Annotated in this window: 11 protein-coding genes; 8 read left to right on the top strand and 3 right to left on the bottom strand. The window is 61.6% G+C overall.

The features are described from left to right. Positions 1–198: 198 nt before the first annotated feature. Positions 199–1407, bottom strand: coding sequence for an ROK family protein (locus CO670_RS31520; protein WP_097593920.1), 1209 nt, complete (start codon positions 1405–1407; stop codon positions 199–201). Between the two features lie 203 nt (positions 1408–1610). Here CO670_RS31520 and CO670_RS31525 point away from each other — a divergent pair, with 203 nt between their 5' ends. The 5 genes from CO670_RS31525 to CO670_RS31545 all read left to right on the top strand — a co-directional run bounded on the left by CO670_RS31525 (position 1611) and on the right by CO670_RS31545 (position 8153). After that, the gene (locus tag CO670_RS31525) at positions 1611–2885 is read left to right on the top strand and encodes an ABC transporter substrate-binding protein (protein WP_097593921.1); all 1275 of its coding nucleotides are present in this window, start codon (positions 1611–1613) and stop codon (positions 2883–2885) included. Positions 2886–3087: 202 nt separating this feature from the next. Further along, the gene (locus CO670_RS31530) at positions 3088–3972 is read left to right on the top strand and encodes a sugar ABC transporter permease (RefSeq protein ID WP_097593923.1); all 885 of its coding nucleotides are present in this window, start codon (positions 3088–3090) and stop codon (positions 3970–3972) included. Next, positions 3972–4823: a carbohydrate ABC transporter permease gene (locus CO670_RS31535; RefSeq protein WP_097593924.1), complete on the top strand. Its 852-nt coding sequence runs from the start codon at positions 3972–3974 to the stop codon at positions 4821–4823. Before CO670_RS31530 ends, CO670_RS31535 begins: the two co-directional genes overlap by 1 nt. 37 nt (positions 4824–4860) lie before the next feature. Next, positions 4861–6006, top strand: coding sequence for a sn-glycerol-3-phosphate ABC transporter ATP-binding protein UgpC (gene ugpC, locus CO670_RS31540; RefSeq protein WP_097593926.1), 1146 nt, complete (start codon positions 4861–4863; stop codon positions 6004–6006). 14 nt (positions 6007–6020) lie between these two features. Continuing rightward, positions 6021–8153 carry a beta-galactosidase gene (locus CO670_RS31545; RefSeq protein WP_097593928.1) on the top strand — a complete coding sequence of 711 codons (2133 nt, stop codon included), beginning with the start codon at positions 6021–6023 and terminating at the stop codon, positions 8151–8153. An 86-nt stretch (positions 8154–8239) separates the two neighbouring features. Here the strand turns inward: CO670_RS31545 and CO670_RS31550 are convergent, their stop codons facing one another. Further along, the gene (locus CO670_RS31550; RefSeq protein ID WP_097593929.1) at positions 8240–13384 is read right to left on the bottom strand and encodes a hypothetical protein; all 5145 of its coding nucleotides are present in this window, start codon (positions 13382–13384) and stop codon (positions 8240–8242) included. A gap of 368 nt (positions 13385–13752) precedes the next feature. Between CO670_RS31550 and CO670_RS31555 the strand changes: the two genes are divergently transcribed. Further along, positions 13753–16536, top strand: coding sequence for an EAL domain-containing protein (locus CO670_RS31555; protein ID WP_097593931.1), 2784 nt, complete (start codon positions 13753–13755; stop codon positions 16534–16536). A 40-nt stretch (positions 16537–16576) separates the two neighbouring features. Here the strand turns inward: CO670_RS31555 and CO670_RS31560 are convergent, their stop codons facing one another. Further along, positions 16577–16900 (bottom strand): hypothetical protein, encoded by a 324-nt coding sequence (locus CO670_RS31560; protein WP_097593932.1) that lies wholly within the window; start codon positions 16898–16900, stop codon positions 16577–16579. 278 nt (positions 16901–17178) lie between these two features. On the opposite strand from CO670_RS31560, the gene CO670_RS33705 reads away from it, so the two are divergent. Then, complete coding sequence (locus CO670_RS33705; protein WP_280951388.1) at positions 17179–17313, top strand: hypothetical protein; 135 nt, start codon at positions 17179–17181, stop codon at positions 17311–17313. A gap of 294 nt (positions 17314–17607) precedes the next feature. Next, on the top strand, positions 17608–17686 hold a 79-nt coding region (locus tag CO670_RS33580; protein ID WP_141502453.1), incomplete at its 3' end, for an NAD-dependent epimerase/dehydratase family protein.

Consider the following 17686-nt stretch of genomic DNA (forward strand, 5'->3'; position numbering starts at 1 on the left):
GGCAAAACGCTTGACAACGAAGACAGTCGCTCTCCCCACTGGGGAGAAGAGATTCGTGGCGACGTTTCGCGTCCCTGAGGCCTTAGATGGGGAATGAGGACGGTGCCACAAATCTCTTCTCCCCTCGGGGAGAAGGTGCCGGCAGGCGGCTGAGGGGGCTGCACGGCATGCCCTGTCTGGCAGAGCGACACGCACCGCTCAAGCCGCCGACGGCGAGCCTCTCGCACCAAGCGTCGCAATGTCCGTCACGCCGCCGGACGATTCAAAGTCGAAGATCTTTTGCGTCACCAGCGCGGCGGCACCCCGGGCCCAGGAATTGTCTTCCCAGTCGGGGAGCAGCGGCGGGGCGGGGCGGAAGGTGCGGGCGGTGAGGGCTTCGCGCAGGGGGGTGAGGAAGTGGTCGCCGAGGGAGACGGCTTCGCCGCCGGCGACGATGACTTCGGGGTCGGTGATGTTGACGAGGTTGGCAAGGGCGGTGCCGATGCTGCGGCCGGAATGGGCGACGAGGGCGGTGGCTGTGGGGTCGTTTGATGTGAGGGCTTCGCGCAGTTCGGGCAGGCCGAGGTCGTCGCGGCCGGTCGTCTCGCGCCAGCGGCGCAGCATCGAGAGTTCGGAGTGGTAGGCCATGAGGCAGCCGCGTTTGCCGCATTCGCAGAGGCGGCCGCCTTCCTCGAACAGCGTGTGGCCGAATTTGCCGGCGGCGCCGTTTGCGCCGCGATAGAGCTTGCCGTCGATAACAAGCGCACAGCTGATGCCGACGCCGACGGCGAGCACGGCCATGTTGCGGTGCTGGCGGCCGAGGCCGAAGAGCTGCTGGGCGATGGCATAGGCGTTGGTATCGTCCTCCAGCCAGACCGGCACGTGGACGCGGGCGGCGACCAGCGAGGCCAGCGGAACGTTGTCCCATTTGAAGCGGTGGCTGCGCACGCAGGCGGTCTGTTCGTGGTTGATGACGCCGGGCATCGAGATGCCGATGCCGGCGAGCTTGGCCTTCGGCCGGCCGGCGAGCTTGACCAGTTCGGGCACCGTGGCCGCCAGGAGATCGGCGACATAATCGGGATCATGGCCCTCCAGGCCGACGCGCATGGCGGCGACGGGGTTGGTGGCGAGGTCGGTCGCGACGCACTCCACCGAATCCACCATCAGCTTGAAGCCGACGGCGAGGGCATGCTCGTAATTGATCTCGACGGGGATCGGCCGGCGGCCGGCGGGGCCGGGCACGGCCTTGCCCTCGGCGACGATACCTTCCTCCAGAAGGTCTGAAACAACGAAGGTGACGGCAGCTGGGGAGAGGCCGATGACGGTGGCGATATCGGCGCGGCTCCTCGGCCCTTCGCGTCTGAGAAGGTTGAGGATGAGGCGTCGGTTCATGGCTCTCGCCGTGGTCTGGTCGCCTTTTAGCTTCACGATGCATTCCTTAATTTTGTAAATTAATTATTGCGGGCTGGGTCAATTTATGCATAAGTCTGCCCGCCGATCAACAGAACGAGCAAACGGATCAGGGGCGTTGCATCGTTGAGGGATCGGCAGTCGAGCGCCCGGCCGGGCGGACCTCAAGGAGGAGGCCGCTGGAAGAGGGCGGTGTTGATCGATCAACCGGGAGGAATTCAATGAGATTTTCGAAGCAGTTTCCCGCAACCACCCGCAGGACCTTCCTCAAGGGGGCGGGCCTGGTGTCCGCGGCGGCCGTCACGGGCGGCTTTCCGATCCCCGCCATCGCGCAGGCGCAGGAGGTCACGATGATCTCCGCCGAAAACAACGGCGCCGCGCTCGATGCGCTGAAGGCGATCGCGGCGGGCTTCACCAAGGAGACCGGCGTCAACGTCGTCATCAACAATATGGACCATGAGGCCCACAAGACGGCGATCCGCAACTATCTCGTCGCCGGCGCGCCGGATGTCTGCTCCTGGTTCTCGGGCAACCGCATGCGCGCCTTCGTCAAGCGCGGCCTGTTCGACGATATTTCCGACCTGTTCGAGAAGGAAAAATACAAGGACGTGCTGGGGGCGACGGCCGGCGCCGTCACCGAGGACGGCAAGCAATACGGCCTTCCCACCGGCGGCACGCTCTGGGGCATGTTCTACCGCAAGGACGTCTTCGCCGAGCACGGGCTGACGGTGCCGAAGACCGCCGAAGACTTCATGGCCTATGGCGAGAAGTGCAAGGCGGCGGGTCTGACCCCGGTTGCGATCGGCACCAAGGAATTGTGGCCGGCGGCCGGCTGGTTCGACCAGATGAACCTGCGCATCAACGGGCTCGACAAGCACATGGCGCTGATGAACGGCGAGATGAGCTATCTCGATCCGTCGCTGACTGATGTCTTCGACCAGTGGGAGGCGATGATATCAAAGGGCTTCTTCACGCCGAACCACACCTCCTTCGGCTGGCAGGAGGCTGCGGCGCTGCTGGCGCAGAAGAAGGCCGGCATGATGAACCTCGGCGCCTTCCTGCGCTCGGCTTTCACCGAAGAGGACCTGCCGCAGCTCGGCTACGCCACCTTCCCGGTGCTCGACGCCAAGGTCGGCCATTTCGAGGAGTTCTCGGTCAATTCGATCCACATTCCCGCCAAGGCGAAGAACAAGCAGGGCGCGCGCGATTTCCTCGCCTATTTCTACAAGCCGGAGAACCTGGCGGCCTATCTGGAGCCGGGCGGCAACGTGCCGCCGCGCAACGACCTGCCTGCCAGCAAGGACCCGCTGGTCAACGTTGCCGTCGAGACGATGAAGACGGTGCAGGGCACGTCGCAATATTACGACCGCGACAGCGACCCCGACATGGCCCAGGCCGGCCTCGTCGGCTTCCAGGAGTTCATGGCCAAGCCCGACCGGCGCAAGGCGATCCTGACGCGGCTCGAGGGGACGCGGAAGCGGATTTATAAGATTTGAGGCTCAGGCGCGTTCTGCTGCCCCTCACCCTAACCCTCTCCCCGTAAACGGGGAGAGGGGACGTGCCTTACGAGACGTCGATGGGGACGGAGAGGCTGCGGCATAGTCCCTTCGCCCCGTTTACGGGGAGAAGGTGGCGGCAGCCGGATGAGGGGCAGCCCACGAGGGTCGCTCGCTCTTATCCTTAAACAAGGTTCTCAAGATGCAGACATTATGGCGCCGCCAGCGTTGGTGGCTTACCCCGACTTTGCTTATCGTGCCCGGTATCGTGCTGTTCTTCACCGTCATCCTGCTCTCGGCGGTCAGGAGCGTCTGGATCAGTTTTCACGAGTGGGACGGGTTCGGGCCGATGGTGTGGATCGGGCTCGGCAATTACGTCGAGCTCTACAACGATCCGCAATTCTACGTGTCGCTGAAGAACAATCTGATCTGGCTTGTCATGTTCATGGCGGCACCGCCGATCGGGCTCGCCATTGCGCTGCTGGTGAACCAGAAGATCGCGGGCATGCGCTTCCTGAAGTCGCTGTTCTTCATTCCGCTGGTGCTCGCTTCCGTCACGGTCGGCGTCGTCTTCACCTGGGTCTATACGCCTGAGTTCGGGCTGCTGGCGCTGATCTTCAGGGCCTTCGGGGCGGTGGCGCCGGCGGTGCTGTCGGACGAGCACTTCGTCACTTTCGCGATCGTCATCGCCGCACTCTGGCCGCAGATCACCTTCTGCATGGTGCTTTATCTCGCCGGCCTCAACAATCTGAGCGAAGAGCTGATCGGGGCGGGCCGCGTCGATGGGGCGAGGGGCTGGAACATGCTGCGCCACATCGTGCTGCCGCAGCTGACGCAGGTCACCTTCATCGCCATCGCCGTGACGGTCGTCGGCGCGCTGCGCTCCTTCGACATGATCTCGGTGATGACATCGGGCGGGCCGTTCGGCTCCTCCTCGGTGCTCGCTTACCAGATGTACGAGCAATCGATCTTCTCCTACCGCTTCGGCTACGGCGCGGCGATCGCCTCGGTGCTTTTCGTGATCATGGCCGTCTTCATCGCCTGGTATCTCACCCACATCATCCGCAGCGAAGAGAGGGGAGGCTGATGTATCCTCGTCCCATTCCCGAAAGTGCCGTCTGGCAGCGCCGGTTTTATGTCTTGACCGTCGTCATCGTGCTCATCCTCTGGCTCTGCCCGCTCTTTGCCATCATCCTCACCTCCTTCCGCTCGACGGCTGACGTGATGGGCGGCAATCTCTGGGGCTGGCCGACCGAGATCGGCCTCATCGACAATTACCGGGCCGTCTTCACCGACACGCCGATGGCGCGTTATTTCCTGAACAGCCTGATCATCACCATCCCGTCGGTGCTCGGTGTGCTGGTGCTGTCGACGCTCGCCGGCTTCGTGCTGTCGCGTTACCGCTTTCCCGGCAACATGCTGATCTTCGCGCTCTTCGTCGGCGGCAATTTCCTGCCGCACCAGATCATGATGATCCCGGTGCGCGACCTGATGGTGCGGCTCGACCTGATCGATACCACCGTGGCGCTGATCATCTTCCACGTCGCCTTCCAGACCGGCTTTGCGACGCTCTTCATGCGCAATTTCATTGCGGCCCTGCCGGACGAGCTGTTCCAGGCGGCGCGCGCCGAAGGGGCCTCGCCCTTCCAGACGCTGATCCATGTGGTGATCCCGCTGGTGCGGCCGGCGCTTGCGGCGCTAGCCATCCTGATCTTCACCTTCGTCTGGAACGATTATTTCTGGGCCGTGGTGCTGACCGTCAGCGACAGCGTCAAGCCTGTGACGGCGGGCCTTGCCAATCTGCGTGGCGAGTGGGTCTCGGCCTGGAACCTGGTTTCGGCGGGCACGATCGTCGTCGCCGTGCCGCCCGTCGTGATGTTCTTCCTGATGCAGCGGCATTTCATCGCCGGCCTCACCATGGGCGCGGTGAAGGGATGAGCCGGCGTCTTCCGTTTCAACAAGAGAGGGCCAGGACATGACCAGTCTCGAACTTCGTGAGATCAACAAGAATTACGGCGCCTACCATGCGCTGCGCGGCATCGACCTTTCCGTCGCGCAAGGCGAGTTCATCGTCATGGTCGGTCCGTCCGGCTGCGGCAAGTCCACGCTCTTGAAATCCATCGCCGGCCTGGAGACGATTTCGTCGGGCCAGATCATGATCAACGGCCGCGATGTGAGCCGGCAGGAGCCGGGCGATCGCGGCATCGCCATGGTCTTCCAGTCCTATGCGCTTTATCCGCATATGACGGTGGCGGAGAATATGGGCTTCGGCCTGCGCATGGCAAAGCGCCCGAAGGCCGAGATCGATGCGGCGGTGGCGCGCGCCGCCAAGATCCTGCGCATCACAGACCAGCTCGACAAGCGGCCGAAGCAGCTTTCCGGCGGCCAGCGGCAGCGCGTGGCGATCGGCCGGGCGATCACCCGCTCGCCGGAGGTTTTCCTGTTCGACGAGCCGCTGTCGAACCTCGATGCGGCGCTGCGCACGCAGATGCGCGTCGAACTCAGCAGCCTGCATGCCGAGCTCGGCGCCACCATGGTCTACGTCACCCACGACCAGGTGGAGGCGATGACCATGGCAAGCCGCATCGTGGTGCTCAATCAGGGCATCATCGAGCAGGTCGGCTCGCCGCTGGAGCTTTACCGCAACCCCGACAATCTCTTCGTCGCCGGCTTTCTCGGCGCCCCGCGCATGAATTTCCTCGGCGTCACCATCGATGCCGTCTCCGGCCGCCATGTCACGGTTTCCGCGCCCGGCCTTTCGCCGCTGACGGTGGAACTGTCGCAGCCGACGACGCTTTCGAAAGGTACGGGTCTCACGCTCGGCGTGCGGCCGGAGGCGATCTCGGTGGTCGCCGAGGGCAGCGAGAGCGGGGCTGTTCACGGCGAGGTCCGCCTCGTCGAGCATCTCGGCCGCGAGACCATTCTCTATGTCGATGCCGGCAATCTCCAGACCATCGCGTCGGAAAGCGGCACCGGCAACATCACCGCGCAGCTGAGCTATGTCGCGCCCTTCGCCGCCGGCCAGAAGGTGGCGCTGAAGCTCGATGCCGGCGAGCTCTATCTCTTTGCTCCCGATGGCGGCCGCACGATCAGCGCCCGCAAGACCATTCTCGACAAATAGGAAAGACCAGCCCCGTGTCCGACAAGACCCTCTCCGTATGGAACACCGTCAAGACCGATCGCTTTCTCGTCGGCGTCCCGCATTATCCCGAGCATGTCGACGAAAGCTATTGGGAGCGCGATGCCGAGCGCATGGCGAAAGCCGGCTTCAACGTGGTGCGCATGGCCGAATTCGCCTGGCACATTCTCGAGCCGAAGCTCGGCACCTACAATTTCGATCTCTTCGACCGCGCCATAGCAATCCTCGGCCGCCACGGCATCGATACGATCATGTGCACGCCGACGGCCACCCCGCCGCGCTGGCTGACCGCTGCCCACCCTGAAATTTTAAGGGTGGACGGCAAGGGCCGGCCGATGAGCCACGGCTCGCGCCAGCACTGCGATACGGCAAGCCCGGTCTTCCGCGAGCACAGCAAGCGCATCACGCAGGCGATGGCCGAGCACTACCGCGACAATCCTTTCGTGGTCGGCTGGCAGACCGACAATGAGCTCAACACCAGCATGCCGGAGAGCTTTTCCAAGGCGACGCTCAGCGAATTCCAGCTGTTCCTCGCCGACAAATACCGCGAGATCGCCGAGCTCAACCGCGCCTGGGGCGGCGATTTCTGGGCGACGGCCTATGACAGCTTCGATCAGGTGGTGCTTCCGATCGAATTCGGCCCGACCTTCCCGAGCCCCGGCCATCTGCAGGATTACCACCGCTTCCTCGCCTTCTCGACGGCGCGCTTCCAGCACGACCAGGTGGAGATCTTGCGCGCGGTGAAACCCGCCTGGTTCGTCTTCCACAATCTCGGCGGCTTGAGGGATATCGATTTCCGCGGCCAGTTCAGCAAGGATCTCGATTTCGTCGGCTACGACATCTATCCCATGCTCTATGACGAGTTCATGCGGCTCGGCAACCATGCCAAGGTGCAGGCGCTGCATCTCGATATCTGCCGCGGTTTCTCCGGCAATTACATCGTGCCCGAGCAGCAATCGGGCTTCGGCAGCCAGCCGGGTTTCTGCACGCTGACGCCGGAGCCGGGGGAACTGCGCCGCATGGCGCTCTCCTCGGTCGCCCACGGGGCCGACGGCCTGATGTTCTTCCGCTGGCGGCCGGCCCATTTCGGCGCCGAGATCTATTGGATGGGCATCATCGACCATGACGATATCGGCCGCCACCGCTATGAGGAGGCCAGCCGCTTCGCAAGCGAGATGATCGCGCTGCAGCCGAAGATCCTCGGCACCTATGTCCGCATGGACGTCGGCATCGCCGGCTCCGATTTCGACAATCAGGAGGCCCACAAGACCTATCCGATCGGCCTGCCGAGCCCGCAGGACGATGCGATCCTCTTGCATCAATATTGCTATGATCGCGGCATCGCCTGCGGCTTCATCCATCCCGAGGACGATCTTTCCAGGCTGAAGCTCTTCTATGTGCCCCACTGGGTGATGTGGAAGGACGAATGGACGGCGAGGCTCGAAGCCTTCGCGGCCGCCGGCGGCACCGTCGTCATCGGCGCGCGCACCGGCACCCGCGATGAAGACAACCACGTCATCCGCGAAACCGCGCCGGGCACCGCCCTTTCGAAGCTCACCGGCGTGCGCGTCGAGGATTTCGGCCGCTTGGCCGCACCCGGCGCCAACGGCCTGTTCGATGTGATGGAACGCTCCGGCGGCCTCGTCATCCCGCCGAACAAGCCGGCCGAAAGCAACCGCCGCCAGCGCCGCTTCAAGCTCGGCAATCGCGAACTGACCGCCGGCCACTTCTACGAAAACCTGACCGTCGATCCCGAAGTCGAAGTGATCGCCGCCTGGTCCAACCGCTACGCCGAAGGCCAGGCGATGGCGACCTCCCGCAAGGTCGGCAAGGGGCAGGTGGTCTATCTCGGCACCTACCTCACGCCTGAACTGACCGAAGCGCTGACCGAACGCCTGTTTACGCCAGCCGGCGTGGAACCGCTGGTCGGCGGCCTGCCCGAGGGCGTGGAGGTGACGATGCGGATGAACGACGAACGGCGGCTGCTGTTCGTGCAGAATTATACGGATCAGGCTGTGACGGTCGGCGGCGTGCCGGCCGGGCGGGATCTGCTGGATGGGGAGAAGGCGGTGAGGGGGACGCTGGCGCTTGCGGGGTATGGGTGTGCGATTGTGGAGTTGGAGGGGTGAGGGGGCGGTAGCCGACAATGAAGAAAGGTGTCTGCGCGTTCTTGGCGCGCGGAGGTTTGTAAAGGCTTCGCTGCTCGAACAACGCTTCAACTTGAAGTATTATTTGTGCTACGGTCGTGTGCGGCTCGGATTCTCATCTCGAGGTCGTGTGCTTCTGACACTCCTAGGCTGACTAACCGGCCGAGTGTAGCGTCGATCCTCGCTCGTTCGAGATGACCTTGGTGAAGCAAAGATGGGTCCGCGAACGCAGCCTTTTCAAACCACTGTGCAACCTTTCGTCCAATGCCGAGTGCGTGCCACATCGACTGATCGTCTCGTGTGGCTTCCAGCCAGAGTTCCACAGCGCTCAGTAGGAAATCTAGATGCCGCGCTGTGGGCGCGACCAACAACGTATTCATGGTGCATAGCGCGACGAAAGCGGTCGGACCGCCCCGCAGAAGTGGTCGCAGTGTTTTTAGAAGCGGATCGATTCGATCGAAAACTGCCGGGAACAGATAGCTCCGGGTACTGGCGAACGGATTGTAGAGGTTCATGAGCAGCTTCGCGATAGGCGGGCCGGTTTCATAGTCGATTTGTAAACCATCGCGGTGGTAATCCCATGACCAACCATTGAGCGCCGTCACTCGTGCAACAAACCTCTCGCGCAGTTTGGAGGCACGATCGGCTGCCCGGCTTCGATCGTTGAAGTAAATAACGTCGATAGCGTGAATGAGGGTATCTGCAACATCGCAAAACGACTGGTCCGGAAGCTCTAAAATAGGCGCAAGAAGCAATTCACATTGGTCCTCCGTGGCATCCATCAGTGCCGCCGCCATCAGAATATAGAATTGATGATTCCAGTCGTCTGGCACCCGGTCCAGATCTGTGTCGGATGAATAGCCATGACCATTCAACCGGGCAGACCATAATGCATAGGCGGCGACCAGTTCCTCGCACCACTTTGGGGTCGCCGTTGGGTCGGTGTTTAAGAGCCAGAGCCATTTTGCAATGCCCTGCGCATCAATATGAACAGACGCCCTTTCTGACAGCCTCGCGGCGCGATCATCATCGCCGCTCGGCTTGGAGCGTTCCCGGCCTTTGGCAACCCGAATACGTGGCCTATCTCGCAAGGTCGGTCTCTCATCCGGTAAGACCGGCCAAACCGGCTCTGCTCCGCCATCGAGCCAAGCTATCTCCGAGGCGACCACTTCTCCATCAAGGCGTCCTTGCTCGGCGTCATAGGTGGCACGGCTCGTCAAATCCTCATCGTAAGGATGCCATCGCCAGCGGCGGCATGCGAACGCGATCCTGAGGGAAGATTTGAGGAGGCGCGGATCGGTCTCCTTGATACGCGCAAATGCCGCCGCGAACGCCGGGACGGCGGCAAAATCCTTCCGCGCTGTGGCCTCCACGAGAAGATTGCGATCGGCCGGCAGTCCGCGCCGATGCCAAAGATGGACCATTGCACAAATGCCCATGGCCGGTCGGTTGTACCCTAGCGTCTCGATGGAGACGTAGGATTCGCTTTCTTCTTTCAGCGACTCTGCGATGACTTGTCTGATCCAGGCCTCATGCTCCTCTAGAAGGGTATCGTCACCGTCACGTGCAACGAGCATCGCGGTCGCAATCAGGCGGGTTGACCGAGACTTGAGGTCATCAGTGTCGCTGTTTTCGGGAAGGCTGCCGGCGGCATAATGCACCGCCTCCCGCGCGACTTCCACAGAGCCCTTGGCCGGATCATTCGCCGCTAGCTGAATCTTCGCTTCGATCGCACTCGAACCGACGAGCTTCAGCCGGCTCTCTTCGAGCCTCGCCAGATGGCTGGCTTCTGTTGGCGGCGATTGATAGGAATGCGCCCCATCAACTTCGATCCAATTTGCCCTCTCAAGCATATTGAGCGCATAAGCGCCCATGAATGCGGGGTCGCCAAAGTCTGCATGGTCCGCGTATGGCCCGATCTCCTCGACGGCATTGCGAAGGAGTGCGCGAAGGCGGCGTCCGGCATCGTCATCAACAAGGTAATAGGGAACGAGGTGCTCCAGTATCAACCGGCGCGATGCACGCTTGGCCAGATCGGCCAGTTTGATCCGCCCGTTCGGCTCCTTACCGACCACCATGACTCCGAGAGCCTCATACGCGCTGCGCGTGCGATCATTGGCGAGCAGTTCAGGGTTGGCCAGGAAAGGGACGAGTGGGTCTCTCGTGCTGGGCCAATGGGACATCAGCACATCAATCGCAATCAGAAGATATGCCGCGCAACTTCCTTGTGGCCCTAGAATATCGTTGAGAACTGACTGAACGTCATCGCCTTTGTCGAGCCGCTCCTGGGACCAGGCCTCAAGCGCCATCAGTCCTGACGCAGCAGAATATTCCCGAGCTTGGCCGCGAGCCCAGAAATAGGTTTCTACCCATGGGAAGAAGCGCGGCTTCCCGTCGAAGACAAGAGTGTAGCCGTTGGTAGTTGTCGTCTTGCCACGGGCGTGAAATGCGACCGCCGTTTCGACAAGCTTCCGAATGAGCGCGAGACCGATCTCCGGCGCTGCCTCGAGCAAATCGAGAAAAGGTGGCTGAGCCGGCGAAGACGGCAAATAATCACTGTCGATAAAACTGAATGCGCGGTCCATAAAGTGGCGGTTCGTCCCGTCGCGATGCAGCGTTTCTATCAGGCTGGTTTCGACAAGCCCTGCAAGTTCCTTGGGAGCGACGCCCGCTAACGCGCGACTAAACGGTCGGATCTCCTTGAGCTTGTATGGGTTGTTCTCTTCTTTTGCCGCCGTTAGGTAAGCTTTCGTTTCGTCTGGCGCGTTCGCTGCCAGCAAGATCGTGATGGAGCGAAGGTCGCTGATCATCCGCTGACGCGCCTGTCCTTGAAGTTTCGGGGCGTCCGGTGGAGAGGTGATATCAGTCCAAAAAGGCTGAAAATCGAGCTGCATCAGCCATTTAAACAGCATGCTGGCGATCGTTTGCCCATACGGAGAGACGCTGACGGCCAGGAAGAACTGAATTTCGACCAGTTTGACGATGGCCCCGATCGCCTGGATGGGTATCTCGGCGGCATTGGCAGCACACCAAGTAACAAGAGTGGGCGCCGACGGCGTTATGGCGGCGCGCAGCGACCGCGGTGCTTCGAAAGTTTCAATGCCCTTTGCTCCCGCCCGTGCGAATAGCTCGGCCACAGTAGTAGTTTCCACTGCCTTGATTGCCGTGCACAGTTCGGACAGTAGCGCGCCGCCCCGAGCGAGTAAGGCCGACTTGCAGCGGTTTAAAAGCTGTGGAGAAAGCTCGGACCTGACTACGGCCATGAGCGCCTGGCGCCGCCATGCATCGTGTGCGCCAGCCCGCGACAGCGCAGCCAAAAGCTCCTCCCAGACGGAACTGTCTTGCGTCTTTTCAAGCGCGAACCTGCCTGCGAATTCGATGCCGCGCATCAAACGTGGCGATGGCGCAATCGCCAGATCGACTCCTTCGAGCAGCGTTACATCTTCGTGTAGGACTGCACCGATCGCCCAGTCGCGCAGCACGTCATGATAAAAACCGAGCCGATCCCGCTTCGGCTCGCTCAAGGTCAAGCTTCGCAGCAGGTGGTCGCGTGCTGGTGAATCCACTGCCGCTTCGATGGTCTCACGGCCGGCCAGTGCGCCTTTCGCGAGGTTTGCGAGAATGCGCTGGGCGGCGCGAACGTCCGCAGGTTGCGCCCCGTCGGCGGATTGCCACCATCGATCGGCGAGCGCCGCCTCCGTGCGAATCTCAACCGTGCTTGGCACCTTAAGTAGCTGGGTCAATCGGTAGAGGTTGCGGGATATGCTGGCGGCAGGATGGCCAGGTGCCAGAAGCGCGCTCAATTCAGGCGCCAATTGGCTGAGTGCCGCGACCTCCTCGTCGTCGAGTTCGTTCACGAGTACCCGGTGAGGGGGGCCGAGGACAGCGAGAGCATCTTCGGCGAGCCAATTCCGACCTTCGGTATCGAAATCAGGCCTGGTCGACACCACAACCGAGAACCCATCTATCGCGGCAATCTCTCGAAGGAGGTCATTGACGGTTCGCCGCCGCTCGGCCGAAGTGAACATATCGAGACCGTCGATGAACAGAATACCGCCACCACTAGCGGCAAGATCAACGAGGAATTCCTTTGCGGTGCCAGATATATCGAGGCGTTGAGCAAGAGCTGCCCAGCCGCCATCAGGTGTTCCGATTGGATCAAGAACGATGGCATGCGCCTCCCTTCCTATCCGCTCGGCGAGGTGGCGCAGCACATAGGATTTGCCGACGCCCGGGTTTCCTGTGATCTCGATGAAGCGGTGTCGGTCGCGGGCTTTTTCAAGGGCTGCCAATGCGCCGCGGCGGGGGACGTTCACGCCACCGACCGTCGATCCGATATCTCTGAGTGCGAATCGCGACATCTCGGCGAGGCGCGCGCGCGCCGACGTATAGTTCCGATTGCCAGTCAGGCGAAATCCACGGTCAGCCAACATGCCTGGTAGCTCGTCGCGTGTAATCGAGCCTCCTGTTTTACCAGTTTTGATCACAAGCTCGATGAGGTTGCTCAACAGTGCTTCGGCGCGGACTACGTCCTCCGGAGCGAGTACCTGCGACACGATCGTGAGCGCATAGGTCCGGGCCTGCGGCGCGCTCGACTCGAAATCGAACTCGAGGATCTGGAATCGTCGGATGATACTCCAGATTGTCTCGTCATCATCCGCGACGCCTTGGGCGACAAGATTGCTGCGAAATGTCCCTGCAAAGCTGCGCATGGTGTCACTGGCGACGCCTTTCAACCCCAACCGCGCGAAGAACTGGACACCGGTCTTGGCCGTGCGGGCCCATTCGAGCACATCCTGATAGGGGCCGGAAATCGCGAAGCTGGAGCGTTGGGTTGCGACTGCCAACACATGGCGGTCTGTCGGTTTGTCCGCCGGTGCGCTCTTCACGATCTGTTCGCAAACATCTTGGAAGATACTGTCCTTCGGTGCGAAGGTAACTGTGCGCTTCGATTGGATCTCGAGAAGCGAGCTGCCTCGATCCGAAGTGCCGTGAACGATGAGGTCGTCCAGCGCATATCCTTCGTCGGCCCCCTGAAACTGAATCCGTTCGATGCGGGCATGGGGAAGCCCGCGCGCTTCGCTGCCGGCGAGCATCTGCAGAAGATAGAAAGCGCCGAGCTCACCTTCGATATAAGTTCCGGCGCCCCCACGCCCAATCGGGCTAGAGCCACCATCCTCGTTTTTCGCTACCTCCGCCGCTACTTGGTCCATCTTACCTTGGTCGCTCTTCGCCGCGTTGAACCACTCCGCCTCGCCAGTACCGCAAACAATATGCCAATTCGACTGTTTTTAGGCGCGAATGTGAATATAGCTTACTGCGAATGTCGATTCTGATCCACATCACGCCAATTCCCTCTAGTAGCGCGAAGACGCATGTGACTGATGAGACGTTCAACCGTCTTGCCGTGAGCACCTCGATCCCACCACACCATTCCATTCACCATACCCACACACGCACCATAAACCCTAATCCCACAACCCGCCCCAACCCCGGCATTTCCGCACTCCCACACCCCGCCCATTTCAACCTTCCTTAAGCGCCCCCCGCATAGCGTGGCCCCGAAATCGAGGGCCTTTCCATGTACACCGTTCTGACGTGCATCACCGAGCAGCATGATCTTACGCTGGTCGGGCTTGCGGGTTTGATCTGCTTTCTTGCCAGCCATTGCGCGATGGTTCTGCTCGATCGGGCGATGTCGTCGGAGGGGGCGGTGCGGCTGACATGGCTGGTGACGGCGGGGGCGGCTGGCGGGTTTGGGATCTGGGCCACGCATTTCATCGCCATGCTCGCCTATGATCCTGGCGTCGTCGTCGGGTATCATGCCGGGCTGACGCTGGTTTCGCTGCTGATCGCGATCGTGGCGACGAGTGCGGCGGTGGCGGCGAAGATCGTTTATGGCAGGTGGGCGGCGGATATTTTGGCGGGCGCCTTTTTCGGCGCCGGCATCGGGCTCATGCATTTCAGCGGCATGCTGGCGATCGAATTTCCGGGCGTCATCTCCTGGGACGAAAAGTTCCTGGTGGCCTCGGTCGTGCTCGGCATCGGCTTTTCGATCGCGGCCTTCCGCTTTGCCGGCCGGAGCGGGCGGTCGACGCTCGGCCGCTTCGCTTCGACGGTTCTCCTGACGCTCGGCGTCGTGGCGCTGCATTTCACCGCGACGGCGGGCGTGACCGTCGTGCCGGATGCTTCGGCCTTCAACCCGTCCATGCTGCTTTCGCCGGCGCTGATGGTGGTGACGATCGTCGCCGTCACCTTCTCGCTGCTGACGGGCGGATTTGCTGCGGCGATCTTCGCCGTGCGCTCCGGCGCCAAGACCGCAAGGGCGGAGCGCAATTTCAAGCTGCTGGTGCAGGGTGTCACCGATTACGCGATCTACATGCTTGATCCCGACGGCAAGGTCAGCAACTGGAATTCCGGGGCCGAGCGCGCCAAGGGCTATACGGCAGACGAGATCGTCGGCAAGGATTTCTCGCTGTTCTATTCGCAGGAGGACCGGCAGAACGGCCTGCCGCAGCGGGCTCTGGAGACGGCCCGCAGCGAGGGCAAGTTCGAGGCGCAGGGCTGGCGCTATCGCAAGGACGGCTCCTCCTTCTGGGCCTATGTCGTGATCGACCCGATCTATGACGAGACCGGCGCGCTGATCGGCTATGCCAAGATCACCAAGGACAACAGCAAGCAGAAGGCGGATGCCGACCGGATCGAGGAGGTGAGCCGCAATCTCGACGTCGCGCTCGAAAATATCGGGCAGGGCATCTGCATGTTCGACAGGGACGAGCGGCTGCTGCTCTGCAACAAGCGCTATCTCGAAATCTTCCGCTTTCCCGAGGGCTCGGTGCATGCAGGCATGGCCTATCGCGAGATCGTCGATATCGGCTATGGCGCCAATACCGAGGATGCGGCGGAGGCCGCGGCCCTCTCCGAGGCGCATTATCTCAGGAACATGGCGCTGATCCGCTCCGGCGCCGGCAGCGCCGTCCATAAATATGCGAGCGGCGTCTCCATCCAGCAGCATGTCAACATGCTCGCCAATGGCGGCTGGGTCGTCACCTTCGAAGACATCACCGATAGGCTGAAATCCGAAGAGCAGGTCGCCTTCCTCGCCAAGCATGACGGGCTGACCGGCCTGCCGAACCGGCTGCAATTCGGCGACAACGTCTCGGAGGAAATGATGATCGCCGAGCGGGTGAGCGGCCATGTCGCCGTCATCGGCATCGATCTCGACAAGTTCAAGGAGGTCAACGACCAGCACGGCCACGCCACCGGCGACAAGGTGCTGGTCGAGCTTGCGGCGCGGCTCGATGCGGCGCGGCAGGAGGGCGAGTTCATCGCCCGCTTCGGCGGCGACGAATTCGCCGCCAGCAAGCGCTTCGACGATTTGAGCGCCCTGCATGATTTCATCGCGCGGCTGGAAGGCGCGCTTGCCGGCACCGTTGCGATCGACGGCTTCGAGATCAAGACGGGCGCCAGCCTTGGCGTCGCGATCTATCCGAGCGATGCGGCAAGCGTCGACGGGCTGCTTGCCAATGCCGACCTTGCCATGTACCGCGCCAAGCAATCGCTGCTGCAGAGGGTCTGCTTCTACGAGGCTGATATGGACGAGATGGCGCGCCGCCGCCGCGCGCTCGCAAACGATCTCTGGGCCTCGATCGACCGCAAGGAGTTGCATCTGCATTATCAGGTGCAGAAATCGGTGCGCACGGGCGAGATCACCGGCTACGAGGTGCTGCTGCGCTGGCGCCATCCCGAGCGCGGCAACATCCCGCCGATGGATTTCATCGGCCTTGCCGAGGAATGCGGCGCGATCCTGCCGATCGGCGAATGGGTGCTGCGGGAAGCCTGCCGGGAGGCGGCGAGCTGGAACAACGGCTATAAGATCGCCGTCAATCTCTCGCCGATCCAGCTCGGCCATGCCGACATGGCGGCGGTGGTCGCCGGCGTCCTGCTCGAAACCGGGCTGAACCCGCGCCGCCTCGAAATCGAGATCACCGAAAGCTCCATCATCGTCGACAAGGAGAAGGCGCTGCGCACCATGCGCGAGATCAAGGCGCTCGGCGTCTCGATCGCCATCGACGATTTCGGCACCGGCTATTCCTCGCTGGAAACGCTGCGCTCCTTCCCCTTCGACAAGATCAAGCTCGACAAGAGCTTCATGGCCGAGGTCGAGACCAGCCCGCAATCCAAGGCCATCGTCCGCGCCATCCTGGCGCTCGGCCGCAGCCTCGAAGTGCCGGTGCTGGCCGAAGGCGTGGAGACGCAGGCGCAGCTGGATACGCTGCTCGAAGAGCAGTGCGACGAGGCGCAGGGCTATCTGCTGGGCAAGCCGCAGGCGATGGGCGAGGCGGTGGTCGGGAAGGCGGCTTGAAGGCTCTCAATGAACCCGCGGCAAAGCGGAACCGACTTATCTAGGTGGATCGAGGGCTGAACTCGGCAGGGGCGGATTTTGATACGCCGAATCTTCTGAGAACCATATCCACGCTTTCGGCGGAGCCCCCGTCCAGCAAACGTCCGTCGGCGAGAACGATCGTTGGCCCTTGTCCGATTATGGCATGTTCGAAGAGTCTGGTCTCCGCCCATTTCTGCGTGTTGAAATAGAAGACCCAGCCCGGGGGATCGGCCAACTCTTTCATGCCTGTGATTGCCAGCGGTGCATTTTCAGGCCGTATACGGGTTTTCTCGGCGTCTCTCAGAAACGCATGCATGATTTCCAGAGCTTCGTTCCTGGTCATTCAATTTCACCGCCACGCATCGAAATTATTTGGGTACTTGCATCCTAGTGCTGTATTTTCAACGTTATGGCGAGTGCCGGGAAGTCGAAAATGCACTTCTGACCCAGCAAAACCCCTCCCCAACCCCTCCCCACAAGGGGGAGGGGCTTACTTGCCGGACGCTCTCCGCTCTCGCGCAACCTCTCGTCCGCAAGAACGCTCGCTTTGGCATGCGGCGGTGCGGCGAGTTAAGTCCCTCCCCCTTGTGGGGAGGGGTTGGGGAGGGGAGACCATCCACCATGGCTGACGTCGTCGCACTGCCGGCCGAAGAGGAATTTTTTTGCTGCGTCGCGAAAGATTTCTGGCCGGGGCGAGGCCGATCAAAACTGCCGAATGTACGTGTGGTTGCGGTTCTTTGCCGCCAAAAGGCCTGATAAGGCGGCAGATTCATACATTCGCGCATTGAGATCAACCAAGTTTCTCAATCGTCGCGACATCAGACTAACGTCTGACGACAGCGCCTGCCGATACTATTATTGTCGCGCTCGGGTAAGCAATTTCCCATTCGTCTGATTTTATCTTGCAGCGGTTGCAAATATCCCTGAAGAAAATATGTCATCAGCGATATTATACCATGTTAAAGCTAATCCATCAGGCGTATGACTGCTTAATTCGGCATTGTTTTATATTTGCACGAGGTTCGGCAAATGAAGAAACAGGGGCATGGAATGAAAAGTGTTCTGGTGGCAGGCGGAGCCGGGTTCATTGGCTCGCATATGTGCGACAAGTTGTTGCTGCGCAGCAATA

The sequence above is a fragment of the Rhizobium sp. J15 genome (assembly GCF_002531825.1).
Classification (GTDB): Bacteria; Pseudomonadota; Alphaproteobacteria; order Rhizobiales; family Rhizobiaceae; genus Rhizobium.

Bases quoted from the DNA above. Each gene is read 5' to 3' on its own strand.
- CO670_RS31525 (WP_097593921.1), top strand. From the start codon at position 1,611: ATGAGATTTTCGAAGCAGTTTCCCGCAACCACCCGCAGGACCTTCCTC.
- CO670_RS31530 (WP_097593923.1), top strand. From the start codon at position 3,088: ATGCAGACATTATGGCGCCGCCAGCGTTGGTGGCTTACCCCGACTTTG.
- CO670_RS31535 (WP_097593924.1), top strand. From the start codon at position 3,972: ATGTATCCTCGTCCCATTCCCGAAAGTGCCGTCTGGCAGCGCCGGTTT.
- ugpC (WP_097593926.1), top strand. From the start codon at position 4,861: ATGACCAGTCTCGAACTTCGTGAGATCAACAAGAATTACGGCGCCTAC.
- CO670_RS31550 (WP_097593929.1), bottom strand. From the start codon at position 13,384: ATGGACCAAGTAGCGGCGGAGGTAGCGAAAAACGAGGATGGTGGCTCT.
- CO670_RS31555 (WP_097593931.1), top strand. From the start codon at position 13,753: ATGTACACCGTTCTGACGTGCATCACCGAGCAGCATGATCTTACGCTG.
- CO670_RS31560 (WP_097593932.1), bottom strand. From the start codon at position 16,900: ATGACCAGGAACGAAGCTCTGGAAATCATGCATGCGTTTCTGAGAGAC.
- CO670_RS33705 (WP_280951388.1), top strand. From the start codon at position 17,179: ATGGCTGACGTCGTCGCACTGCCGGCCGAAGAGGAATTTTTTTGCTGC.